The organism is Nocardia asteroides (genome assembly GCA_019930625.1).
Lineage (GTDB): Bacteria > Actinomycetota > Actinomycetes > Mycobacteriales > Mycobacteriaceae > Nocardia > Nocardia sputi.
Window position 1 is genome coordinate 2,911,847 of the sequence record CP082844.1, and the last position, 19,132, is coordinate 2,930,978.

General features: G+C 68.7%; 18 protein-coding genes. 9 read left to right on the forward strand and 9 right to left on the reverse strand.

Annotated elements, in window-relative coordinates:
• Positions 1-5: 5 nt before the first annotated feature.
• The gene (locus tag K8O92_13205) at positions 6-674 is read right to left on the reverse strand and encodes a TetR/AcrR family transcriptional regulator (GenBank protein UAK34708.1); all 669 of its coding nucleotides are present in this window, start codon (positions 672-674) and stop codon (positions 6-8) included.
• A 225-nt stretch (positions 675-899) separates the two neighbouring features.
• Positions 900-2,459, reverse strand: a complete 1,560-nt coding sequence (gene metG, locus K8O92_13210) for a methionine--tRNA ligase (protein ID UAK34709.1) — start codon at positions 2,457-2,459, stop codon at positions 900-902.
• A gap of 98 nt (positions 2,460-2,557) precedes the next feature.
• Between metG and K8O92_13215 the strand changes: the two genes are divergently transcribed.
• The 3 genes from K8O92_13215 (at position 2,558) to rsmA (ending at position 5,873) form a co-directional block, all read left to right on the forward strand.
• Complete coding sequence (locus K8O92_13215; GenBank protein UAK34710.1) at positions 2,558-3,385, forward strand: TatD family hydrolase; 828 nt, start codon at positions 2,558-2,560, stop codon at positions 3,383-3,385.
• Positions 3,386-3,582: 197 nt separating this feature from the next.
• Positions 3,583-4,710: a transglycosylase family protein gene (locus tag K8O92_13220; protein ID UAK34711.1), complete on the forward strand. Its 1,128-nt coding sequence runs from the start codon at positions 3,583-3,585 to the stop codon at positions 4,708-4,710.
• A gap of 281 nt (positions 4,711-4,991) precedes the next feature.
• On the forward strand, positions 4,992-5,873 hold the full coding sequence (gene rsmA, locus K8O92_13225; protein UAK34712.1) for a 16S rRNA (adenine(1518)-N(6)/adenine(1519)-N(6))-dimethyltransferase RsmA: 882 nt from the start codon (positions 4,992-4,994) through the stop codon (positions 5,871-5,873).
• Positions 5,874-5,943: 70 nt separating this feature from the next.
• Here rsmA and K8O92_13230 read toward each other — a convergent pair whose 3' ends face one another.
• On the reverse strand, positions 5,944-6,150 hold the full coding sequence (locus tag K8O92_13230; GenBank protein UAK34713.1) for a copper ion binding protein: 207 nt from the start codon (positions 6,148-6,150) through the stop codon (positions 5,944-5,946).
• An 88-nt stretch (positions 6,151-6,238) separates the two neighbouring features.
• Positions 6,239-8,050, reverse strand: coding sequence for an ABC-F family ATP-binding cassette domain-containing protein (locus tag K8O92_13235; protein UAK34714.1), 1,812 nt, complete (start codon positions 8,048-8,050; stop codon positions 6,239-6,241).
• Positions 8,051-8,319: 269 nt separating this feature from the next.
• Here K8O92_13235 and K8O92_13240 point away from each other — a divergent pair, with 269 nt between their 5' ends.
• On the forward strand, positions 8,320-9,168 hold the full coding sequence (locus tag K8O92_13240; GenBank protein UAK34715.1) for an LLM class flavin-dependent oxidoreductase: 849 nt from the start codon (positions 8,320-8,322) through the stop codon (positions 9,166-9,168).
• A gap of 128 nt (positions 9,169-9,296) precedes the next feature.
• Here K8O92_13240 and K8O92_13245 read toward each other — a convergent pair whose 3' ends face one another.
• A complete protein-coding gene (locus tag K8O92_13245; protein UAK34716.1) occupies positions 9,297-10,232 on the reverse strand; it encodes a 4-(cytidine 5'-diphospho)-2-C-methyl-D-erythritol kinase in 936 nt (311 codons plus the stop codon).
• An 89-nt stretch (positions 10,233-10,321) separates the two neighbouring features.
• Positions 10,322-11,074, reverse strand: a complete 753-nt coding sequence (locus K8O92_13250) for an SDR family oxidoreductase (protein UAK34717.1) — start codon at positions 11,072-11,074, stop codon at positions 10,322-10,324.
• A gap of 77 nt (positions 11,075-11,151) precedes the next feature.
• Between K8O92_13250 and K8O92_13255 the strand changes: the two genes are divergently transcribed.
• On the forward strand, positions 11,152-11,745 hold the full coding sequence (locus tag K8O92_13255; protein ID UAK34718.1) for a TetR/AcrR family transcriptional regulator: 594 nt from the start codon (positions 11,152-11,154) through the stop codon (positions 11,743-11,745).
• Here K8O92_13255 and K8O92_13260 read toward each other — a convergent pair.
• Together K8O92_13260 and K8O92_13265 are read right to left on the reverse strand one after the other, a co-directional pair.
• Positions 11,742-12,635, reverse strand: a complete 894-nt coding sequence (locus tag K8O92_13260) for a DUF4393 domain-containing protein (protein ID UAK34719.1) — start codon at positions 12,633-12,635, stop codon at positions 11,742-11,744. The two genes, K8O92_13255 and K8O92_13260, sit on opposite strands and share 4 nt — an antisense overlap.
• On the reverse strand, positions 12,626-13,948 hold the full coding sequence (locus K8O92_13265) for a hypothetical protein (protein ID UAK34720.1): 1,323 nt from the start codon (positions 13,946-13,948) through the stop codon (positions 12,626-12,628). The genes K8O92_13260 and K8O92_13265 overlap by 10 nt, the downstream gene beginning before the upstream one ends.
• Positions 13,949-14,548: 600 nt before the next feature.
• On the opposite strand from K8O92_13265, the gene K8O92_13270 reads away from it, so the two are divergent.
• Both K8O92_13270 and K8O92_13275 read left to right on the forward strand, forming a co-directional pair.
• On the forward strand, positions 14,549-15,019 hold the full coding sequence (locus K8O92_13270) for a DUF4393 domain-containing protein (protein ID UAK35668.1): 471 nt from the start codon (positions 14,549-14,551) through the stop codon (positions 15,017-15,019).
• 458 nt (positions 15,020-15,477) lie between these two features.
• Entirely contained in the window at positions 15,478-16,005 is a 528-nt protein-coding gene (locus K8O92_13275; GenBank protein ID UAK35669.1) for a nuclear transport factor 2 family protein, read from the forward strand.
• 1 nt (position 16,006) lies between these two features.
• Here K8O92_13275 and K8O92_13280 read toward each other — a convergent pair whose 3' ends face one another.
• Positions 16,007-17,650, reverse strand: a complete 1,644-nt coding sequence (locus tag K8O92_13280) for a peptide chain release factor 3 (GenBank protein UAK34721.1) — start codon at positions 17,648-17,650, stop codon at positions 16,007-16,009.
• A 303-nt stretch (positions 17,651-17,953) separates the two neighbouring features.
• Here K8O92_13280 and K8O92_13285 point away from each other — a divergent pair, with 303 nt between their 5' ends.
• Both K8O92_13285 and pth read left to right on the forward strand, forming a co-directional pair.
• Positions 17,954-18,550, forward strand: coding sequence for a 50S ribosomal protein L25/general stress protein Ctc (locus K8O92_13285; protein ID UAK34722.1), 597 nt, complete (start codon positions 17,954-17,956; stop codon positions 18,548-18,550).
• Positions 18,543-19,130, forward strand: coding sequence for an aminoacyl-tRNA hydrolase (pth, locus tag K8O92_13290; GenBank protein ID UAK35670.1), 588 nt, complete (start codon positions 18,543-18,545; stop codon positions 19,128-19,130). Before K8O92_13285 ends, pth begins: the two co-directional genes overlap by 8 nt.
• Positions 19,131-19,132: the final 2 nt, after the last annotated feature.

The window sequence follows — 19,132 nt, forward strand, 5'->3', positions numbered from 1 at the left end:
GGTGTTCAGGAGGGAACGGGCAGCCCTAGCGCGCTCATGACGAACTGAACGAACAGCGGCGCCAGATCCGGCACCCGAGCCGGCCCTTCGGCGACGATCACGCGGCGCGTCCGCTCGCCGATCGCGTCCGGGATCAGGGCGATCAGTCCGTCGGACAGTTCCGGAAGCGTCGGGTCCGCCGCGCGGGCCTGGTCGTAGAACACCCGATACAGCTGCGCGAAGCGGTCGACGGCCAGGTCGCGGTAGCCGACGGCGGCCTGGTTCACCTTGAACGACTCCACCAGCACCAGCCGGGCGAAATCCGGCTCGGTGGCGACGGTCTGGCAGAAGGTGACCACGATGGACTCGATCTTGGCGTAGGCGTCGGCGTCCGGCGGCAGTTGGGCCAGTTCGTCCGCGATCCGAGTCGCCATGATGTCGACCCCGGTGTGCACCGCTTCGGCGAAGCACTCCTCTTTGTTGGCGAAATGGTCGTAGAAGGTGGTGCGCGAGACGCGGGCTCGGGCCACGATGTCGGTGAGTGTGGTCGCCGGGTAGCCCTTGTTGTCCACGGACTCCACCATGGCCTCGACCAGCCTGCCGCGTTGCGACGTGAGCACGGCTTCGCGTGCCACCCGATGCCGCTCGGCGAATCCGGACCGCTGAACGGATGTCGCCGCGTGGTGCTGGCCCATGTGTGCCCTCTCTGTGCCGGAACCGATCCCGAACGGAACGTCGTCGTACCGATCGCACACGGTTCTGGGCCGTCGCAGGGGGCCGCGAACCGGTGTTTCATTATCCGACAACGCATTACACGGCGGGAAGGCAGGTGGACCCACCCGTGGGCAGGCCTTCGGGTGACACCGCGAAACCGTTGTGCGCCTTATGGTTCCGGCCCACCGGCGGGCGGGCCGGAACAGTCAGTCCTTCGGTTCGATGTACTTCGGGAACACCGGTTCGGGTGCGGGCAACGCCACACCGGGCTCGATCGGCGTCGCGATATCGGCGAACGTCCGGCTCTGTTGACCCAGCTGGTCGAGGATGCGCTCCGCCGACCCCGGTATCACCGGCTGCACCAGGATCGCGACCACGCGCAGCACCTCCAGCGTTACGTACAGCACGGTGGCCTCGCGCGCGAGATCATCCGGCGTGCCGGACTTCGCCAGCGCCCAGGGCGCCTGCGCGGAGAAGTACCTGTTCGTCTCGCCCAGCGTCAGCCAGATCGCCTCCAGCGCCAGATGCATCTGCTGCGCGTCGAATTCGGCGCGGCAGCGCTCCAGCAGACCACCCGCCAGATCGAGCAGGGCGCGGTCGTCCTCGGTGAACTCGCCGGGCGTGGGCACCACGCCGCCGCAGTCGCGCGCGACCAGCTTGGTGCTGCGCTGCACGAGGTTGCCGAACTCGTTGGCCAGATCGCTGTTGATCCGGCTCACGATGGCCTCGTGGCTGTAGCTGCCGTCCTGGCCGTAGGAGATCTCGCGCAGCAAGAAGAAGCGCACCGCGTCCAAGCCGTAGTTCTCGACCAGTTCCAGCGGGTCGACCACGTTGCCGACCGACTTGGACATCTTCTCGCCCTTGTTGTACAGGAACCCGTGCACGAACACGCGTTTCGGCAGCTCCACACCCGCCGACAGCAGGAACGCGGGCCAGTACACCGTGTGGAACCGCGTGATGTCCTTGCCGATGATGTGCACGTCGGCGGGCCAGAACTTGCCGAACGCGACGGAATCGGTATCCGGGAAGCCGACGCCGGTGATGTAGTTGGTCAGCGCGTCCACCCACACGTACATGACGTGATCCGGGTGGCCGGGCACCGGCACGCCCCAATCGAAGGTGGTACGCGAGATGGACAGGTCCTTCAGACCCGCCTTGACGTAGCTGACGATCTCGTTGCGCCGGGTCGCGGGCCCGATGAATTCCGGGTGCTCCTCGTAGAGCGCCAGCAGCTTGTCCTGGTAGGCCGACAGCCGGAAGAAGTAGTTCGACTCCTCGGTCCAGGTGACCGGCGTCTTGGATTCGGTGGAGATGCGGGTGCCGTCCTCGAGCACCGTGGTCTCCTCGTCGGTGTAGAACGCCTCGTCCCGCACCGAGTACCACCCCGAGTAGTTGCCCAGGTAGATGTCGCCACTGGCCAGCATCCGCTCCCAGATGGCGGCGCAGGCCTCCCGGTGATCGGCATCGGTGGTGCGGATGAACCGATCGAAGGAGATGTCGAGCGTCTTGTCCAGCGCCTCGAACACATCGGAGTTGCGGGCCGCGAGCTCTTCCACCGGGATGCCCTCGGCGGCCGCGGCCTGCTGCATCTTCTGGCCGTGCTCGTCGGTGCCGGTCATGAAGAACACGTCGTAGCCGTCGAGGCGCTTGAAACGGGCGATGGCGTCGGCGGAGATGTACTCGTACGCATGCCCGATATGCGGCGCGCCGTTGGGATAGGCGATGGCCGTGGTGATGTAGAAGGCGGGGCGGTCAGCTTCGCTCATGGTGTGTCTACTGTAATGCGCGTGCATTCTTCCGCTCGCGTGAATATGCCCGTCGCCGATTCGCGGGTCCTCGTGTCCGCGCCGCGCGGGGACCGCTGATGAGCGCCGGACGTCCCGCGCCGGAGTTGCCCGAGCCGCTGTCGCCGATCGTGGACGCGCACACCCACCTGGACGCCTGCGGCGCGACCGACGCGGCCTCCACCGCGGCGATCGTGGACCGCGCCGCTTCGGTCGGGGTCGGCCGGGTGGTCACCGTTGCCGACGACTTGGCCGCCGCGCGGTGGGCGGTGCGGGCCGCGCACTGGGACGAGCGCGTGTTCGCCGCCGTCGCGCTGCACCCGACCAGGGCGAACGCGCTCGACGACGACGCGAAGGCCGAACTCGAGCGCTTGGCCGGGGACCCGAGGGTGGTCGCCGTCGGCGAGACCGGCCTCGATTACTACTGGCCGGGCAAGCTGGACGGCTGTGCCGACATCGAGACGCAGATCGAGGGTTTCCGCTGGCACATCGACCTGGCCAAGCGGGTCCGCAAGCCGCTCATGATCCACAATCGCGAGGCCGACCACGACCTGCTGACCGTACTGCTGGACGAGGGCGCGCCCGACAGCGTGATCTTCCACTGTTTCTCCTCGGACACGAACATGGCGCTGTCGTGCGTGGCCGAGGGGTACATCCTCAGTTTCTCCGGGACGGTGAGTTTCAAGAACGCGCACGAGTTGCGGGAAGCGGCCAAGGTCGTGCCCGACGATCAGATCCTGGTCGAGACGGATGCGCCGTATCTGACCCCGCACCCGTTCCGTGGAGCGCCGAACGAGCCGTACTGCCTGCCGTACACCGTGCGAGCGCTGGCCGAGTTGCGCGAGCAGGATCCACTGGAACTGGCGAAGATCACCACCGCCAACGCCCGTCGCGTCTACCGCATCTGAGCGAGGCGCGCGTATCCGCAAGGGCACTGTCGAATGCCCGCACGGGGGCTAGGTATGCGAAATGTGTCCTAAGTCACTTTTGGTATGTCGTTTCGTGATTTACCTGCGCTGTCGATATTTGATCGTGATATTGAAAAGGCGCTGTTCCTGAGCTTGCTGTTGTCGGCGCCCGACCCTCTCGTTATCGTGCTGTGACCATGTCCCCCTTCACGCGGATCAACCAGTCGCGTTCGCCGCTGCTGCACATCGCGGTCGGCGCGTTGCTGCTGACGTTGATCGTCGGCGCCGGTCTCGCGATCATGAATCGCAAGACGGTCACCGTCGTGGTGGACGGCGAGAAGCTGTTCCAGACCACGATGTCGCCGGACGTGCGTGGCGTACTGAAGGCCGCGGGCTTCGCCGTGACGGAGCGGGACAAGGTGGCCCCCGCCCTGGCCGCGCGCATCGCCGACGGCGCCACCATCACGCTCAACCGCGCGCGCGAAGTCGCTCTGTCCGTGGACGGGATGACGCAGAAGGTGTGGACCACCGGGGTGACCGCGGGTGAAGCGCTCGAGCAGTTGAAGATCCCGAAAGAGGTGTACGTCTCACCCGCGCGCGACGAGCGGCTCCCGCTGCAGGGCGCCGCGCTGTTGATCGCGACTCCGCGCATGGTCTCGCTGCTCGACGGCCTCGGCAATCCGGTGGACGTGCGCGCCGCGGCGCCCACCGTCGGCGAATTCCTGAAGGTGACGGGCATCCCGCTGATCGAGCAGGACTCCGTCGAACCGGACGCGTCCACCCCGTTGACGAACAATCTGCGCATCACCGTGACGCGCAAGCGGGTCGAACAGCACACCGAGACGCTGCCGCTGGATCCGCCGGAGAACGTCATCGAGGACCCGACCCTGAACATGAGCCGCACGGTGGTGGAATCACCCGGCTCGCCCGGCGTCCAGAACGTCACGTTCGCGGTCACCATGGTCAACGGTCAGGAAGTGGACCGTAAACCGGTCGCCACGACGGTGACCGTCGCGGCGGAGCCGAAGACCGTCCGGAAGGGCGCCAAGCCGGGCACCGAGGTGCCGCCGGTGCGCGACGGCGCGATCTGGGACGCGCTGGCGCGTTGTGAATCGACCGGCAACTGGTCGATCAACACCGGCAACGGTTACTACGGCGGCGTGCAGTTCGATCAGGGCACCTGGGAGCGGCAGGGCGGCCTGCGCTATGCCCCCCGCGCCGACCTGGCCACCAGGGAAGAGCAGATCGCCATCGCCGAGATCACCAGGCAGCGGCAGGGCTGGGGCGCTTGGCCCGCGTGCACCGGCCGGCTCGGCATCAACTGACGCGGGACCTGGGGGCCCCGGGGCATCGCGTGCGGAGCAGACCGGCGAGCGTGAATCGGCGCGCTGACCGGGTGCGGTACACGACCGGCTCGTCGTCGAAGCCGCCGACTCCGTCGCGCCGAACGTATCGATGAAACGGCTCCCGGCCTCCGGCGGCTGTGGTCGGTACCCATCGATTCTCGCCGGGCGCGGCGCTGCTCGGAGGTCGGCATGAGTCCGGTGTCCACCTGGCGGGGGAGACGTCGCGGCCCGGCCGATCCCGCGGTTGATAGATTCTCGAGGTGTCCGAACCTGAAATCTCCGCTCGTGGGAGCGCTGCGCTGCTCGGGCCCGCCGAGGTGCGGGTGCTGGCCGAACGGTTCGGGGTGCGGCCGACCAAGCAACTCGGACAGAATTTCGTGCACGACGCGAACACGGTGCGACGGATCGTCGCGGCCGCCGGAGTGGGGCGCGGTGATGTCGTGCTGGAGGTCGGGCCCGGTCTCGGGTCACTGACCCTCGCGCTGCTGGACGTGGTGGACTCGGTGGTCGCGGTCGAGATCGATCCGGTACTGGCGCGGCACCTTCCGGTGACCGTCGCCGACCGCGCCCCCGAGTTGGCGCAGCGCCTGTCGGTGGTCGAGGCGGACGCGTTGCGCGTCGCCGCCGCGGATCTGCCCGCCGCCCCGACCGCGCTGGTGGCCAATCTCCCGTACAACGTGGCGGTGCCGGTGCTGCTGCATCTGCTCGGCGAGTTGCCCGGTATCGCGGTCGCTCTGGTGATGGTGCAGGCCGAAGTGGCCGATCGCCTGGCCGCCGAACCCGGCAGCCGCACCTACGGTGTGCCTAGTGTGAAAGCGGGCTTCTATGGGACCGTCCGGCGCGCGGGTGCGGTCGGCACTCAGGTGTTCTGGCCGGTTCCGCGCGTCGAGTCGGGGCTGGTCCGGGTCGATCGCTTCGCGGAGTCGCCGTGGCCGATGGACGCCGAGCACCGCCGACGTGTCTTCGCGGTCGTCGACGCGGCGTTCGCGCAGCGCCGCAAGACCCTGCGCGCGGCCCTCGCCACGTGGGCGGGCTCACCCGCCGAAGCCGAGCGCCGCCTGCTCGCGGCGGGCATCGCTCCCACCGCCCGCGGCGAGACCCTCGATACGGCCGCCTTCGTCCGCTTGGCCGCTCAGGCATAGCCCTTCGCTTACGGCAGTGGCTCCACGCATGTTCATGTGCGGGGAGCCACGCGGGTGTGCGAAGACCGGGTCAGACGGCGACTTCGTAGCCGGCCTCGTCGACGGCGGCGACGATGTCGGCGGCGGCGATCGGCGCGGTGCTGTCGACGCGGACCGCGCCGCTGGCGAGGTCGACGTCGACGCTGGTCACGCCGTCGATCTTGCCGATCTCGGTCTTGACGGAGCTGACGCAGTGCCCGCAGGTCATCCCCGTGACGGTGTAAGTGGTGATGGGCATGTCCGACTCCTTCACATCCTGTTCAATACGGGCGGGGGGTATCTCCAATACGAAAGATACCCCCTAAGGGTATAGGGCGCAAGGCGGCTCACACGCCGTCGGCCAGCTCCAGCCAGCGCTCCTCGGCCGTTTCCTTCTCCGCGAGCACCTGCTTCAACTCCGCGCCCAGCGTAACCAGCTTGTCCGGATCGGTGGCCGCGTCGGCGAGCGCGGCGTGCAAACGCTGCTCGCGATCGGACAACTTGTCGATGGCGCGCTCCAGGCGGGTCAGCTCCTTACGGGCCGCGCGGTAGGTCGCGGAATCGGTGGCCGGAGCATCGGCGGGTTTGGCCTCCGGCGCGCCGGCGCGGGTCCGGTTTTCGGTGAGGGACGCGCGCCTGGTGAGATATTCCTCGATGCCGCCAGGCAGGTTCGTGAGTTTGCCGTCGCCGAACAGAGCCCACGTCGAGTCGCAGATCCGCTCGATGAGGTACCGGTCGTGGCTGATCACGACCAGTGTCCCCGCCCAGTTGTCGAGCAGGTCCTCCAGTTGCTGGAGGGTGTCGATGTCCAGGTCGTTGGTCGGCTCGTCGAGCAGCAGCACGTTCGGCTGGGACATGAGGATGCGGGTGAGCTGCAGGCGCCTGCGCTCGCCACCGGACAGGTCGCCGACCGGCGTGCGCTGGCGGGCGGGCGTGAAGCCGAGCCGCTCGGCCAGCTGCCCCGCCGAGATCTCCTTGTCGCCCAGCATGATCCGCTGCGCCACCTGCTGCACCGCCTCCAGTACGCGCAGGTCGGTCGGCAGATCGTCGAGCTCCTGGCGTAGCCAGCCGATCTGGACGGTCTGGCCTTGGACGCGCTTGCCCGAGGCCAGTATCGAGCCGTTCGCGCCGGTGTCTCCGGCCAGGGCGCGCAGCAGCGTCGTCTTGCCCGAACCATTGACGCCCACCAAGCCGACACGCTCGCCCGGCGCCAGCCGCCAGGTCAGGTCCCGCACGAGTTCGCGGCCGTCCGGCGTGGTGAGCGTGGCGTCCTCGAGTTCGACGACGACGCGGCCGAGGCGCTTGCGGGCGAAGGCGGCCAGCGAGACGCTGTCGCGCGGCGGGGGCACGTCGGCGATCAAGGCTTCCGCGGCTTCGACCCGGTAGCGCGGCTTGGAGGTGCGCGCCTGAGGGCCACGCCGCAGCCAGGCCAGCTCCTTGCGGGCAAGATTGCGCCGCCGGGCCTCCGACGCGTCCGCCTGGCGGGCGCGCTCGGCGCGCGCGAAGATCCAGTCGCCGTAGCCGCCCTCGTAGCTTTCGACCTTGCCGCCGACCACTTCCCAGGTATTGGTGGCGACGGTGTCGAGGAACCAGCGGTCGTGGGTCACCACGACCAGCGCGCTGCGGCGGCTCAGCAGATGCGCGGCCAGCCACTGCACGCCCTCCACGTCGAGGTGGTTGGTGGGCTCGTCCAGCACCAGCAGGTCGAGTTCACGCACCAGCGCGGCGGCGAGCGCGACCCGGCGGCGTTCACCGCCGGAGAGATTGTCCACCGACGAGTCCAAGCCGAGATCGGCGATGCCGATGCCCTCCATCACCGAGCGGATGCGCGAGTCGGCGGCCCATTCGTGTTCGGCGACCTCGTCGGTCATGGCGTCGTCGGCCAAGCCTGCCAGCACCACCGAACCGACCGTCGCGCCCGCGGGCAGCACGCCGCGCTGGGTCACCACGGCCATGCGCAGGCCGCCGAGCCTACTGACCCGGCCGCTGTCCGGTTCCTCGATGCCGGTGAGCACCTCGAGCAGGGTGGTCTTGCCGCCGCCGTTGAGGCCGACGACACCGATCCGCTCGCCCGCGTGCACGCCGAGCGAAACGTTGTCCAGCAGCGGCTTGATCCCGAAGCTCTTGTGGACCTGTTCGAGATTGATCAGGTTGGACATGGATCCTTCCGTGTCTTGCGGGGGCAACCCGATGATCGCCCCGGGCCAGCGTACCGACCGCGTCCGACCGCTCGTACTCCCGCCGAGCAGCGGGGACGCTTGCATGACGAACGGTGTTCGTTTAAGTTGATCTCCTGAACGAACATTGTTCGTTCAGGACACCGATCCGGCGCTCCCCAGAAGTACAGCCGCAGAGTGGGACGCCCGCCTCGCAGCGAGGTGTCGGCGGGCGGCACCGTTCCCATTCCGTTTGTTTTCTGGAGGATCCCATGCACGTCGGTCTCGGCCTGCCCATCTCCGACCCCGCCGCCCTGCTCGACTGGGCCCGGCGCGCGGACGCGGGGCCGTTCCGCACGCTCGGCCTACTGGACCGGCTGGTCTACGACAATCCCGAACCGCTGATCGCGCTGGCCTCGATCGCCGGTGCGACCACCCGAGTCAAGATCCAGACCGAAGTGCTGCTCGCGCCGCTGCGCGACCCGGTGCTGCTGGCGAAACAGGTCGCCACGCTGGACCGCATGTCCGGCGGACGTCTGGTGCTCGGCCTCGGCGTCGGCGGCCGCGCCGACGACCACATCGCCTCGGGTACCGACCTGCGTACCCGCGGCCGCCGCCTCGATGAGCAACTCGCGCTCATGCGGCGCCTGTGGTCCGGGCAGCCTTTCAGCGCCGAGTGCGGGCCGATCGGCCCCGCGCCGCTGCGGCCGGAAGGACCCGAGATCCTGTTCGGTGGTTTCCAGCCCGCCGCACTCGAACGCGTCGGCCGGTGCGGCGGAGGCTTCCTCGCCGCCGCACCGCCTTCCTGGGCCGGCAAGCTTTTCGACAGCGTGCGCCGCTCCTGGACGAACAACGGCCGGCCGGGTGCGCCGAGAATCGTCGCCCAGGTCAATGTGGCCCTCGGCCCCGACGAGGTGATCGAAGACGCCCGCGCGTCGATGGGCGCCTACTACGAGTTCAGCGACTACACCGAAGGCATGCTCGCCGGCATGCTCACCACGCCCGCGCAGATCCGCACGACCGTCGCCGAATTCGGCGATCTCGGCGCGGACGAGGTGATGTTCTATTGCTACGGACGCGATGCCGATCAGATCGACCGGCTCGCCGACGTGCTTTCCTGACCATCCGCTGTCCACGCCGCGCGCGTCCTCCCTGGGTCCGAGCGTTGCGCGGAAGGACGCCGCGGGCGCCGACGAACCGCGCGCGGGTTCTCCCAGCGAGCCGTCGTGCCCGTCCGGACGTGCGACGGTCAGTGCTTCCCGGACGGCTCGCCGCTGAGAATGCGCGCACCCGGCACGGGGCCGCTGGCCGTCCGCACGCTGCGGCAGACGCCCGCGCCCGCGAGTTCGGCGGCCACCGAGATCGCCGATTCCTCGCTCTCGCAGAGGAAGGCGCAGGTGGGCCCGGAGCCGGAGACCAGTCCGGCCAGCGCGCCGGCGGTGACCCCCGCGCGCAAGGTGCGGCGCAGTTCCGGCCGCAGCGACAGCGCCGCCGCCTGCAGATCGTTGCCGAGCAGGGGTGCGAGCTGGTGCGCGTCGCCGGAGGCCAAGGCCTGCATCAGCTGCTGCGGCTCGCCGAGCCGAGGCGGTCGCCCGTGCTCGCGCAGCCGGTCGAGTTCGGCGAAGACGGCCGGTGTGGACAGGCCGCCCTTGGCGAAGGCGAGCACCCAGTGAAAGGTGTTGCGCGACAGCACCGGCAGCAGGCGTTCGCCGCGGCCGGTGCCCAGCGCGGTGCCGCCGTGCAGGGCGAACGGGACGTCGCTGCCGAGTTCGGCCGCCACCGCGCCGAGTTCCTCCCTGGACAGTCCCAGGTCCCACAGCTCGTTCAGCCCGACCAGCGCGGCGGCGGCGTCGGCGCTGCCGCCCGCCATGCCTCCGGCCACCGGGATGCCTTTGGCGATGGCGATTTCGACCAGGGGAGCGCGGCCGCCGAGATGTGCGAGGCGGACGGCCGCCTTCCACACCAGATTCGTCCGGTCGGTCGGCACGTCCGCGGCGCCCTCTCCGGTGACCCGCACGGCCAGTGAAGCCGACGGAGCGATCTCCAGATCGTCGCTCAGCGACAGCGCTTGGAACACCGTGGTCAGGTCGTGGTAGCCGTCGGCCCGCAGGTCGCCCACTCCGAGATGGAGGTTCACCTTCGACGGCGCCCGCACGGTGACGGGACTCGGCACTACTGACAGCACGGTGCTCAAGCCTAATGGGAGTAGCCGGGCGATGCCGTCGGTGTGGCTCACGTCGGGGGAGCCGGCGAAGGCTGAGCGAACTCCGCGCGTTACAGCAGTCCGCCGCCGGTGGCATCGATCCACTGCCCGGTCACCCACCGCGCGTCGTCGGAGGCGAGGAACCCCACGACGTCGGCCACGTCCGCGGGCTGCCCCACGCGCTGGAGCGGGGACATCGCCGCCACCTCCGCCTGGGTTTCGGCATTGCGGAGCCAGTTCGCGTTCATGTCGGTGTCGATGATGCCCGGCGCCACCGCGTTCACGGTGATGCCGCGGGCGCCGACCTCTTTGGCGAGCACGGTGGTGAAACTATCGATCGCGGCTTTGGTCATGGTGTAGGCGATCAATTGCGGCATGTACGCCCCGTGGGTCAGGCCGGTGGAGATGTTGACGATCCGGCCGCCGGCGCGCAGCCGGTCCAGGCCCAGGCGAGTGATGAAGAAGGGCGCTTTGGCGTTGACCGCGAAGACGCGGTCGAAGGCCGCCTCGTCGGTTCCGGCGATCGGCTCCCGGATGCCGTCGATGCCCGCGTTGTTCACCAGGATGTCCAGCCCGTCGGCGTGCGCGTCGAAGGCTGCCCACAGAGCCTGCGCGTCACCGGGCACGCCCAGTTCGGCCCGAATAGCGAAGGCCGCGCCGCCCGCCGCCTCGATCGCGGACACCGTCTCCTTCGCGGCCTGCTCATCGTTGTTGTAGTGGACCGCCACCCGCGCGCCGTCGCTGCCCAGCCGTTCGGCTATCGCCCGGCCGATGCCCCGGCTGCTTCCGGTCACCAAGGCGGTCTTTCCAGTCAGTGCGCCCATCGCGCACCCCTTTCTCTAGCGGTCGCTACAGAAAAACACGGTAGCACATTGTCTAGTGATCGCTATAGAATGTCGATATGGGTACGACGACCCGGGGACGGCCGCGATCCTTCGATCGGGACGCGGCGCTGGAGAAAGCCATGCGGCTGTTCTGGGCGCGCGGGTACGAGGCCACCTCGATCGGCGACCTGACCGCGGCCATGGGCATCGGCGCACCGAGCCTGTATGCCGCGTTCGGCGACAAGAAGACGCTGTTCGAGGAGGCGGTCGCGAATTTCGGGGGGCGTTACGGCGGATTCGTCACGCGGGCGCTCGCCGAGGAGGGCAGCGCCCGGGCAGCGGTCGGGCGCATCCTGCGGGAGGCGGCGACGGAGTACACCAGGCCGGACTGCCCGCACGGCTGTCTGGTGATCAGCGCGGGCGTCAACACCACCAGCGCCGAGATCGCCGATCTCCTGCGCGACATGCGCAATCGGAACATCGACACCTTCGCCGCGCGGATCCAGGCCGACATCGACGCCGGCGTCCTGCCCGACCACCTGGACGCGCGGACTCTGGCCCGCTACGTCGGCACGGTGATGCAGGGCATGTCCCAGGCGGCGCGGGACGGCGCGAGCCGCGACGAGTTACGAGGGGTGGCCGAGCTGGCGCTGCGCGGCTGGGGAGCCTAGTGCCCCGAGGCGCGGCCGTCCTGCACCACCACGGGCAGGCAGGTACGCACGAAGTCAGCGCCGAAGTCGGTGAGCACCACGCTGCGATAGATCACCTTGGTGCCGAAACCGGACCGCTTCAGGATCTCTCGCACCGGCGACTGCGCCTCCAGCAGCTGGTACCGGTTCGGATTGCCGACCGGCTCGCGCGCGTGCTCGACCAGGCCGAGCCTGCGCAAGTTGGTCAGGTACTGCTGGATCCGATTGGGGAAGCGCAAACCGGCGTGCTCGCCGATCAGCGTGAGCATCGAGCCCAGGCGTTCGGAGCCGAGCGCGCGGGGACGGCCGGTGCGGATGTCGATCGAGGGCTGCGGACCGTCCAGACGCAGGAAGCGCAGAATGCGCGCCTCGTCCGGGGTCAGCTCGGCGAGCATGCCCGCGAAGGCCGGGTGGTTGTCGTCCTCGCCGTGCGGGCTGGCCGACAACCGCAACAGCGCGGCGCCCTGCTCGCGCAGCGTGGGCACGGCTTCCTGCCCGGGCGGTTCCGCGGCGGATGGGAGGCCGAGCGCTTTGCGCATCGCGTCGCGGACCTCGGCCTCGGCCTCGGCCAACACTTCTCGCGGCGGCGCTCCCTCGATGCTGCGCCGCACCACGGTCGAGGTGACGCCGACCGCGGTGCCGACGCTCCAGGAGGTCACCTCGGTGACGGCGCTCCAGGCGACCCGGGCGACGCCAGTCGCGGCACGCACGGTGGCCACGGGAACCGTTGCACGCCTCGGGGATCGGTCGGTGCGAGCGATGTCGGAAGCGGGCCGCCGAGCGATGTCGTGCGACGGCTCGGCGTTCGCTTCCGTCGCATCGCTGTGCTCGACGGCCTCGAGATCGCCGTCGTCCGGATCCGCTACAGCCATGATGTCGCCACTCCCGTTCCGAAGATCAGGATATGAGCGTATCCGGCGAACAGCCCCAGCACGCCGCCATGGACGAAAAGAAGCCACTCGTCTTGCTTGATGGCCGCGCGGAGCATGTCGACGAAATCCGGTGGCGACAGCATCGCCATCTGCCTGGCGATGTATTCGTTGATCTGCCTGCCCTGGCGGACGTTGAACTCCGGGTCGGCGAACGCGATCGGCGCGATGGCCATGGCTTCGCTGGTGAAGGTCGACTGCAAGGAGTCGTATTCGCGGCTGCCCAGCATGAACTTGACCGCGGGGCGCGCGGGGCCGAGCGCGCGGTCGGCGGCCGGTCGCAGCGTGTCCTCGAGCATCTGCATGGTGCGGTCCGAGCGCGGGCCGTTGAGCAACTCGTCGCCGATATTCGCCACGGTGATCACCTGGCTGGAAACCAATTCCGCGTATCCGTCGGTGATTTCGGACTTGCGTTTGATCAGCAGGCCCTGCCGCCACGGCGCCCACCACTTCGGATAAGCGGGCGCGAAGATCATATTGATGCCGATCCAGTTGACCACCCATCCGATGATCACGCCGCCGATCGGCAGTACCACCAGGCTGGACCAGCCGGTCAGATGCAGGGCGGCGACCAGCAGCGCGCCCATCGGCGCGCCGAAGTAGAAACCGAAGTTCTGCATGAATCGCAGTTCTTTTGCCCCGAGCACCTGGAACAGGGTGTTGAGCAGATGCGGCCGAGCCTGGAAGTAGCGGATCACCATCTGCTTCACATCGAGCAGCTGATCGATATTCGCGCCCAATTCCTCGGTCAGCTCGCGCAGGATCTCCGGCAACTGCTGGCGCACCCTGGCGTGCACCATGTCGCGCACCTGGGCGGGCAGGTTGTACCAGAGCTGGGGATGCTCCCGGCGCAGGATGTCCTCGACGATGTCCTTGATCTGCGCGTCGGCGATGCTGGCCAGATGCTCGGCCAGTTTGTCCGGCTCGAGTTCCCGGTAGAAGTCCGAGACGCTGCCGAGTTTGGCCAGACCCTTGTCGACCGCGATGCTGGCCATCTTGTCCGCGCGCGACGGGACGATGCCCTGCCAGCCGAACCGGCCGTCGTAGCTGAGCAGTGGAAGAACTTGAATTCGTTTGGGAAGGAACGGATACAGTGCGCGCAGGCCGGGAACTCGGACACCGTGGAAGGCGACCGGCTTGAACAGCATGAGCACGCCGGTCCAGTTGGTGATGTAGCCGATGACCCCGGTGAAAAGGGGTATGGTCACGAGCTCGAGGAGGATCGTCGGGTGGATTCCGAATACGCTCTCTAACACGACACCCTCCTGCCGATACACCGGTGATCGCCGCCTCACCGGCACCCAAAACTAGCACCCCCTCGACGAAGAAACGCTATTGCGCGCCGCGTGCCGGTCGCACTGTCCGAGTCAGGTGGTGCGAATGACCGGCGACACAAGGGGAAGTAATCTGTGGGACGGATTCGTTCACCCGGCGACATCGGAGAAAACGTGGCAGACGACAGAACCGGACAGGACGTGGCCCGTGCCGCTTCCCGCGCCGTCGAGCGCAGTTCGGATGTCGAACAGCGGCAGATCAGCAATGAGGCACGGCTGATCCGCGGCGTGTTCCGCGCGGCCGGACTGGCCGCGGGCACCGTGGCGCGTGGAAGCCAGTGGGCGGTCGGCACGACCTACGAGGTCACCAAGGAGATCACCCAGGCGGCGCTGGACGGGGAATCCTCGGCCGAGATCGCCGAGCGGACCGGAAAGGCGTTGCGTTCCATCGCCCGCAGCGCGCTGGGCGTCACCGAGGGCTCGGTCCGGGAAATCGTCAGCTACGTCCCGACCTCCAACGGTCCCGCCTCGCAGCAGGCGCTGGCCGTCGGCTCCTACTTCCGGTCGGCGAGCACCGAGGAACTGCGCCGCCGCGGTGACGCGCTGCTGGCCAGGTCGGCCGACGTCTACTTCACCGAGGACGTGCACCCGGCCTACGACCGCATCCTCGACCAGCTCGCTCCCGACGAGGCGCGCATCCTGCGCTTCATGGCGCTCAACGGCCCGCAGCCGTCGGTCGACGTGCGCACCAACCGTCCGCTCGGGATCGGCTCGGAACTGGTGCAAGGGGATCTCACCTCGGTCCCGGAGCAGGCGGGCGTGCGCTACCCGGACCGCGCGCGGTCCTACCTGATCAACCTCAACCGCCTCGGCCTGACGCTGACCTCGGACGATCCGGTGGTGCTGAGCCGGTACATGGTGCTCGAGGTGCAGCCGGTGGTGGAGGCGGCGCTGAAGAAGGCGGGCCGGGCGCCGAAGATCGTCCGCAAGAGTCTCCGGCTCACCGAGTTCGGCGAGGACTTCTGCCGCACCTGCTTCACCATCGGAAGCTGACATCCCGAGTTGATCTTCGCCGGAATGTTTCCCCTTACCGTGATAGCAATCTGATACAAGTCTCCCAATCCGGCACTCGGGATGGGATTGTTGAGGGTATGGATCAGCGAATCGGCGGGCAGGGGCGCGGCGACCCGGGTTTGGGCATCGCTGGGCAAGCGCGGAACGACCGGGGCACTGGCTCCGGTGGACAGCAGCGCGACGACCCGGGTTTGCACCCGGGCCGGCAGGAGCGCGGCGGGGTGGGAATCGATCCCGGTGGACCGGAGCCGGGCGAACAGGACATCGACCCGGGCGGGACGGGCCAGGGGCGCGGCCGGCGGGCGACGAGCACCGGTGAGCGCGATCCCGGCGACAGCGCCGATGGGCGGCTGCGCTTCGACGCGGGCCCGATCGACTTCGGACAGGTGCGCGACGATCCGCGGTCGGGTCGCGGCCGTGGCAACGAGGAGCGGGAGGTGGACGACGTATCGGCGATCTCCCGGCTGAAGTACCGGTACCTACGCACACTCGACACCAAGTCGTGGGACGATTTCGCGGACACCATGATTCCGGAGGCGACCGCGACCTACAGCGAATATCTCCAGTTCGAATCGCGTGAGGCGTTCATCGCGTTCATGCGCAACACGCTCGGGCCGCACGTGATCACCGAGCATCGCTGCGACCACCCCGAGATCGACGTCGAGGGCGACACCGCCAACGGTACGTGGTACCTCGCCGACACGGTCCTCATACCGGGCCATAACATGCTGCTGCGCGGCGCGGCCTTCTACACCGACCGTTACGTCCGCTGCGACGACGGACGCTGGCGGATCTCGCACACCGGTTACGAACGCACCTATGAAGTGGTGCTGTCCCTCAGCGACCTGCCCAGCCTGCGCCTGACCTCCAGCCGCTGGGGCCTGATCGCGAAAGAGGACGGCATCTCCTCGGTCGAACGCGACCCCGGCGTGCCGCCGCTGCGGCCGGAGTCCGAGGCAGGCTGACTCAGTCGGCGGTGGCGACCAGGGGCTCCAAGGTGAGCGCCGGGTGCTCCTTCTCGATGTATTGCAGCCGCCACTTGTCGCTGAACAGCGCGAGCAGCGCGCCGTCTGAGCGGGTGAACACCTCCACCCCGCGCTGCCGCCCGAGTGCGTCCGCCGACGCGGCGTCGGTGCGCCGGGCCAGCGTGTAACCGAGGTGCTCCATCGTGGTCTCCACGTTGAACTCCGTGAGCATGCGCGCGGTCACCACTTCGAACTGCATCGGGCCGACGGCCGCCAGGACGGGGGAGGCGTCGCCGCGGATGTCGTTGCGCAGCACCTGCACGACGCCCTCGGAGTCGAGCTGGTCGACGGCCTTGCGGAACTGTTTGTACTTGCCCGCGGAACGCGCCCGCAGCACGGCGAAGTGCTCCGGCGCGAACGACGGGATCGGCGGGAACTCCACCTTCTTGTCCACGAACAGCGTGTGGCCCGGAGCCAGCGCCGTCGCGTTGACCAAGCCGACGACATCACCCGGGTAGGCGGTGTCGACGGTGGCGCGCTCGCGGCCGAATACGGTCAGCGCGTACTTCGTGGCGAACGGCCGGCCGGTCTGCGCGTGGGTGACCACCATGCCGCGTTCGAACTCGCCGGACACGATCCGCATGAAGGCGAGCCGGTCCCGGTGGGCGGCGTCCATTCCCGCCTGCACCTTGAACACCACCGCGCTGAACGGGTCACCGGGCTGCCGCGGATTGCCGTCGACGTCTGGCCGCGCGCCCGGGGCCGGTGCGAGCGCGACCAAGGTTTCCAGCAGCTGCCGCACGCCGAAGTTCAGCATCGCGGAGGCGTAGATGACCGGCGAGGTCTGCCCGGCGAGGAACAATTCCTGGTCGTGATCCTGTCCGGTGGCCGAGAGCAGCTCGCTCTCTTCCGCGGCGGTCGTCCACGGCTCGCCTTCGCGCGCTTCGGCGGCCTCGGGCGTGAGCGACTCCTCCGGCGCGATGGTCGCGCCGCCCGCGGTCCGGGTGAAGTGGATGTATTCGAGCGGGACGCCGTCCGGGCCGCGGCGCAGGAGGCCGCGGAAATCTCCCGCGATGCCGACCGGGAGGAACAGCGGGGTGGGGGTGAGGCCGATCCGCTCATCGATCTCGTCGAGCAGTTCCAGCGGAGCCCGCCCCGGCCGGTCCCACTTGTTGATCACGGTGATCACCGGGATGCCACGGTGGCGGCACACCTGGAACAGCTTCAGCGTCTGCGGCTCCAAGCCCTTGGCCGCGTCGATCAGCATCACCGCGGCGTCGACGGCGGTGAGCACCCGATAGGTGTCCTCGGAGAAGTCGGAGTGGCCGGGGGTGTCGACCAGGTTGATCACGTTGTCGACGTCGGAGCCCTCGACGCGGTAGTTGAACTGCAGCGCGGTCGAGCTGACCGAGATGCCGCGCGCCTTCTCCATCTCCATCCAGTCCGAGACGGTGGACTTGCGCCCGGCCTTGCCGTGGATCGCGCCCGCCTCGGAGATCATCCTGGCGTGCAGGGCGAGCGCCTCGGTGAGCGTGGACTTGCCGGCGTCGGGGTGGGAGATCACCGCGAACGTCCGCCGACGGGCGACCTCGGCGGGTAACCCGCGCGGTGCGGGCGCGACAACACCCTCGGGGGAGGCGCTCAACGCAGACAACCTTTCGCAGACGACCGATCGGCAACCACGCCAGCGTACGCGACGCGCCCGAGCGCGAGCCGAACCGCGGGTGACCACCCGATTCAAAGAGCGCCCCTGCGCTGGGGTATGGTGTTCGGGTTGTCTCGGCGAGGGTGACCGCAGACCAGATTTGCGACACCGTGATCGACGCGGCTCGGCTTCCGGCCGTCCTCGTTCGGTCTTCGCCCCGACGAATAGACCACCCCGTCAGGTGTGCGGAACACCTCACGTGTAATTGACCAGCCCGGAAGAGCCGTAGGAGTAGATCCAGTCATGTCCGACGTCAACCTTCTCGAAGCATCCGTACGTACCGAGTTCGGCAAGGGCGCCGCCCGCCGCACCCGTCGTGCGGGCAACGTCCCGGCCGTGCTGTACGGCCACCAGTCCGACCCGCAGCACCTGTCGGTCAACGCCCAGGCCTTCGCCGCCATCCTGCGTGAGCACGGCACCAACGCGGTGCTGAACCTCGTCATCGACGGCCAGAAGCAGCTCGCGCTGACCAAGTCCGTCGTGGTGCACCCGATCCGTCGCTACATCGAGCACGCCGACCTGCTGATCATCAAGCGCGGCGAGAAGGTCACCGCCGACGTGAACATCGCCATCACCGGCGAAGCCGCTCCCGGCACCCTGGTCACCCAGGAAACCACCACCGTCTCCATCGAGGCCGACGCGATGAAGCTGCCCGAGTCCATCGAGGTCTCCGTCGACGGCGTCGAGGCCGGCACCCAGATCACCGCGGGCGCGCTGGAGCTGCCCGCCGGTGTCAGCCTGGCCACCGACGCGGAGATCCTGATCGTCAACGTCATCGCCGCCCCGGCCGCCGAGTCCACCGAGGGCGAGGCAGGGGCCGAGGGCGAGAGCGCTGAGTAACACCGAATCGTCCGCCGGGCCCGCGCTCGTCGTCGGACTGGGTAATCCCGGTCCCGAGTACGAGCGCACCCGGCACAATGTCGGTTTCCTGGTCGCCGACGTGCTCGCCGAGCGCGTCGGCGGCCGTTTCGGTGTGCACAAGAAATCCGGCGCCGACCTGCTGCAAGCCCGGCTGGACGGGCGCCAGGTGCTGATCGCCAAGCCGCGATCGTTCATGAACCTGTCCGGCAGGGCGGTGGCCGCGCTGGCGAGGTTCTTCTCCGTGCCGCCGACCGAGGTGATCGTCGTGCACGACGAACTCGACCTCCCCTTCGGGGCGATCCGGCTCAAGCGCGGCGGCGGCGAAGGCGGGCACAATGGTCTTCGCTCCGTCTCCAGCGCCCTGACCACCAAGGACTACCTGCGTACCCGCATCGGCATCGGCCGCCCGCCGGGCAGGCAGGATCCGGCCGATTATGTGCTCAAGCCGTTCGCGGCGCCGGAGCGCAAAGAGGTGCCGGTGATCATCGAGCAGGCCGCCGACGCGGTGGAACTGCTGCTGCGCGTCGGGTTGGAGACCGCGCAGAATCAATTGCACTGAAC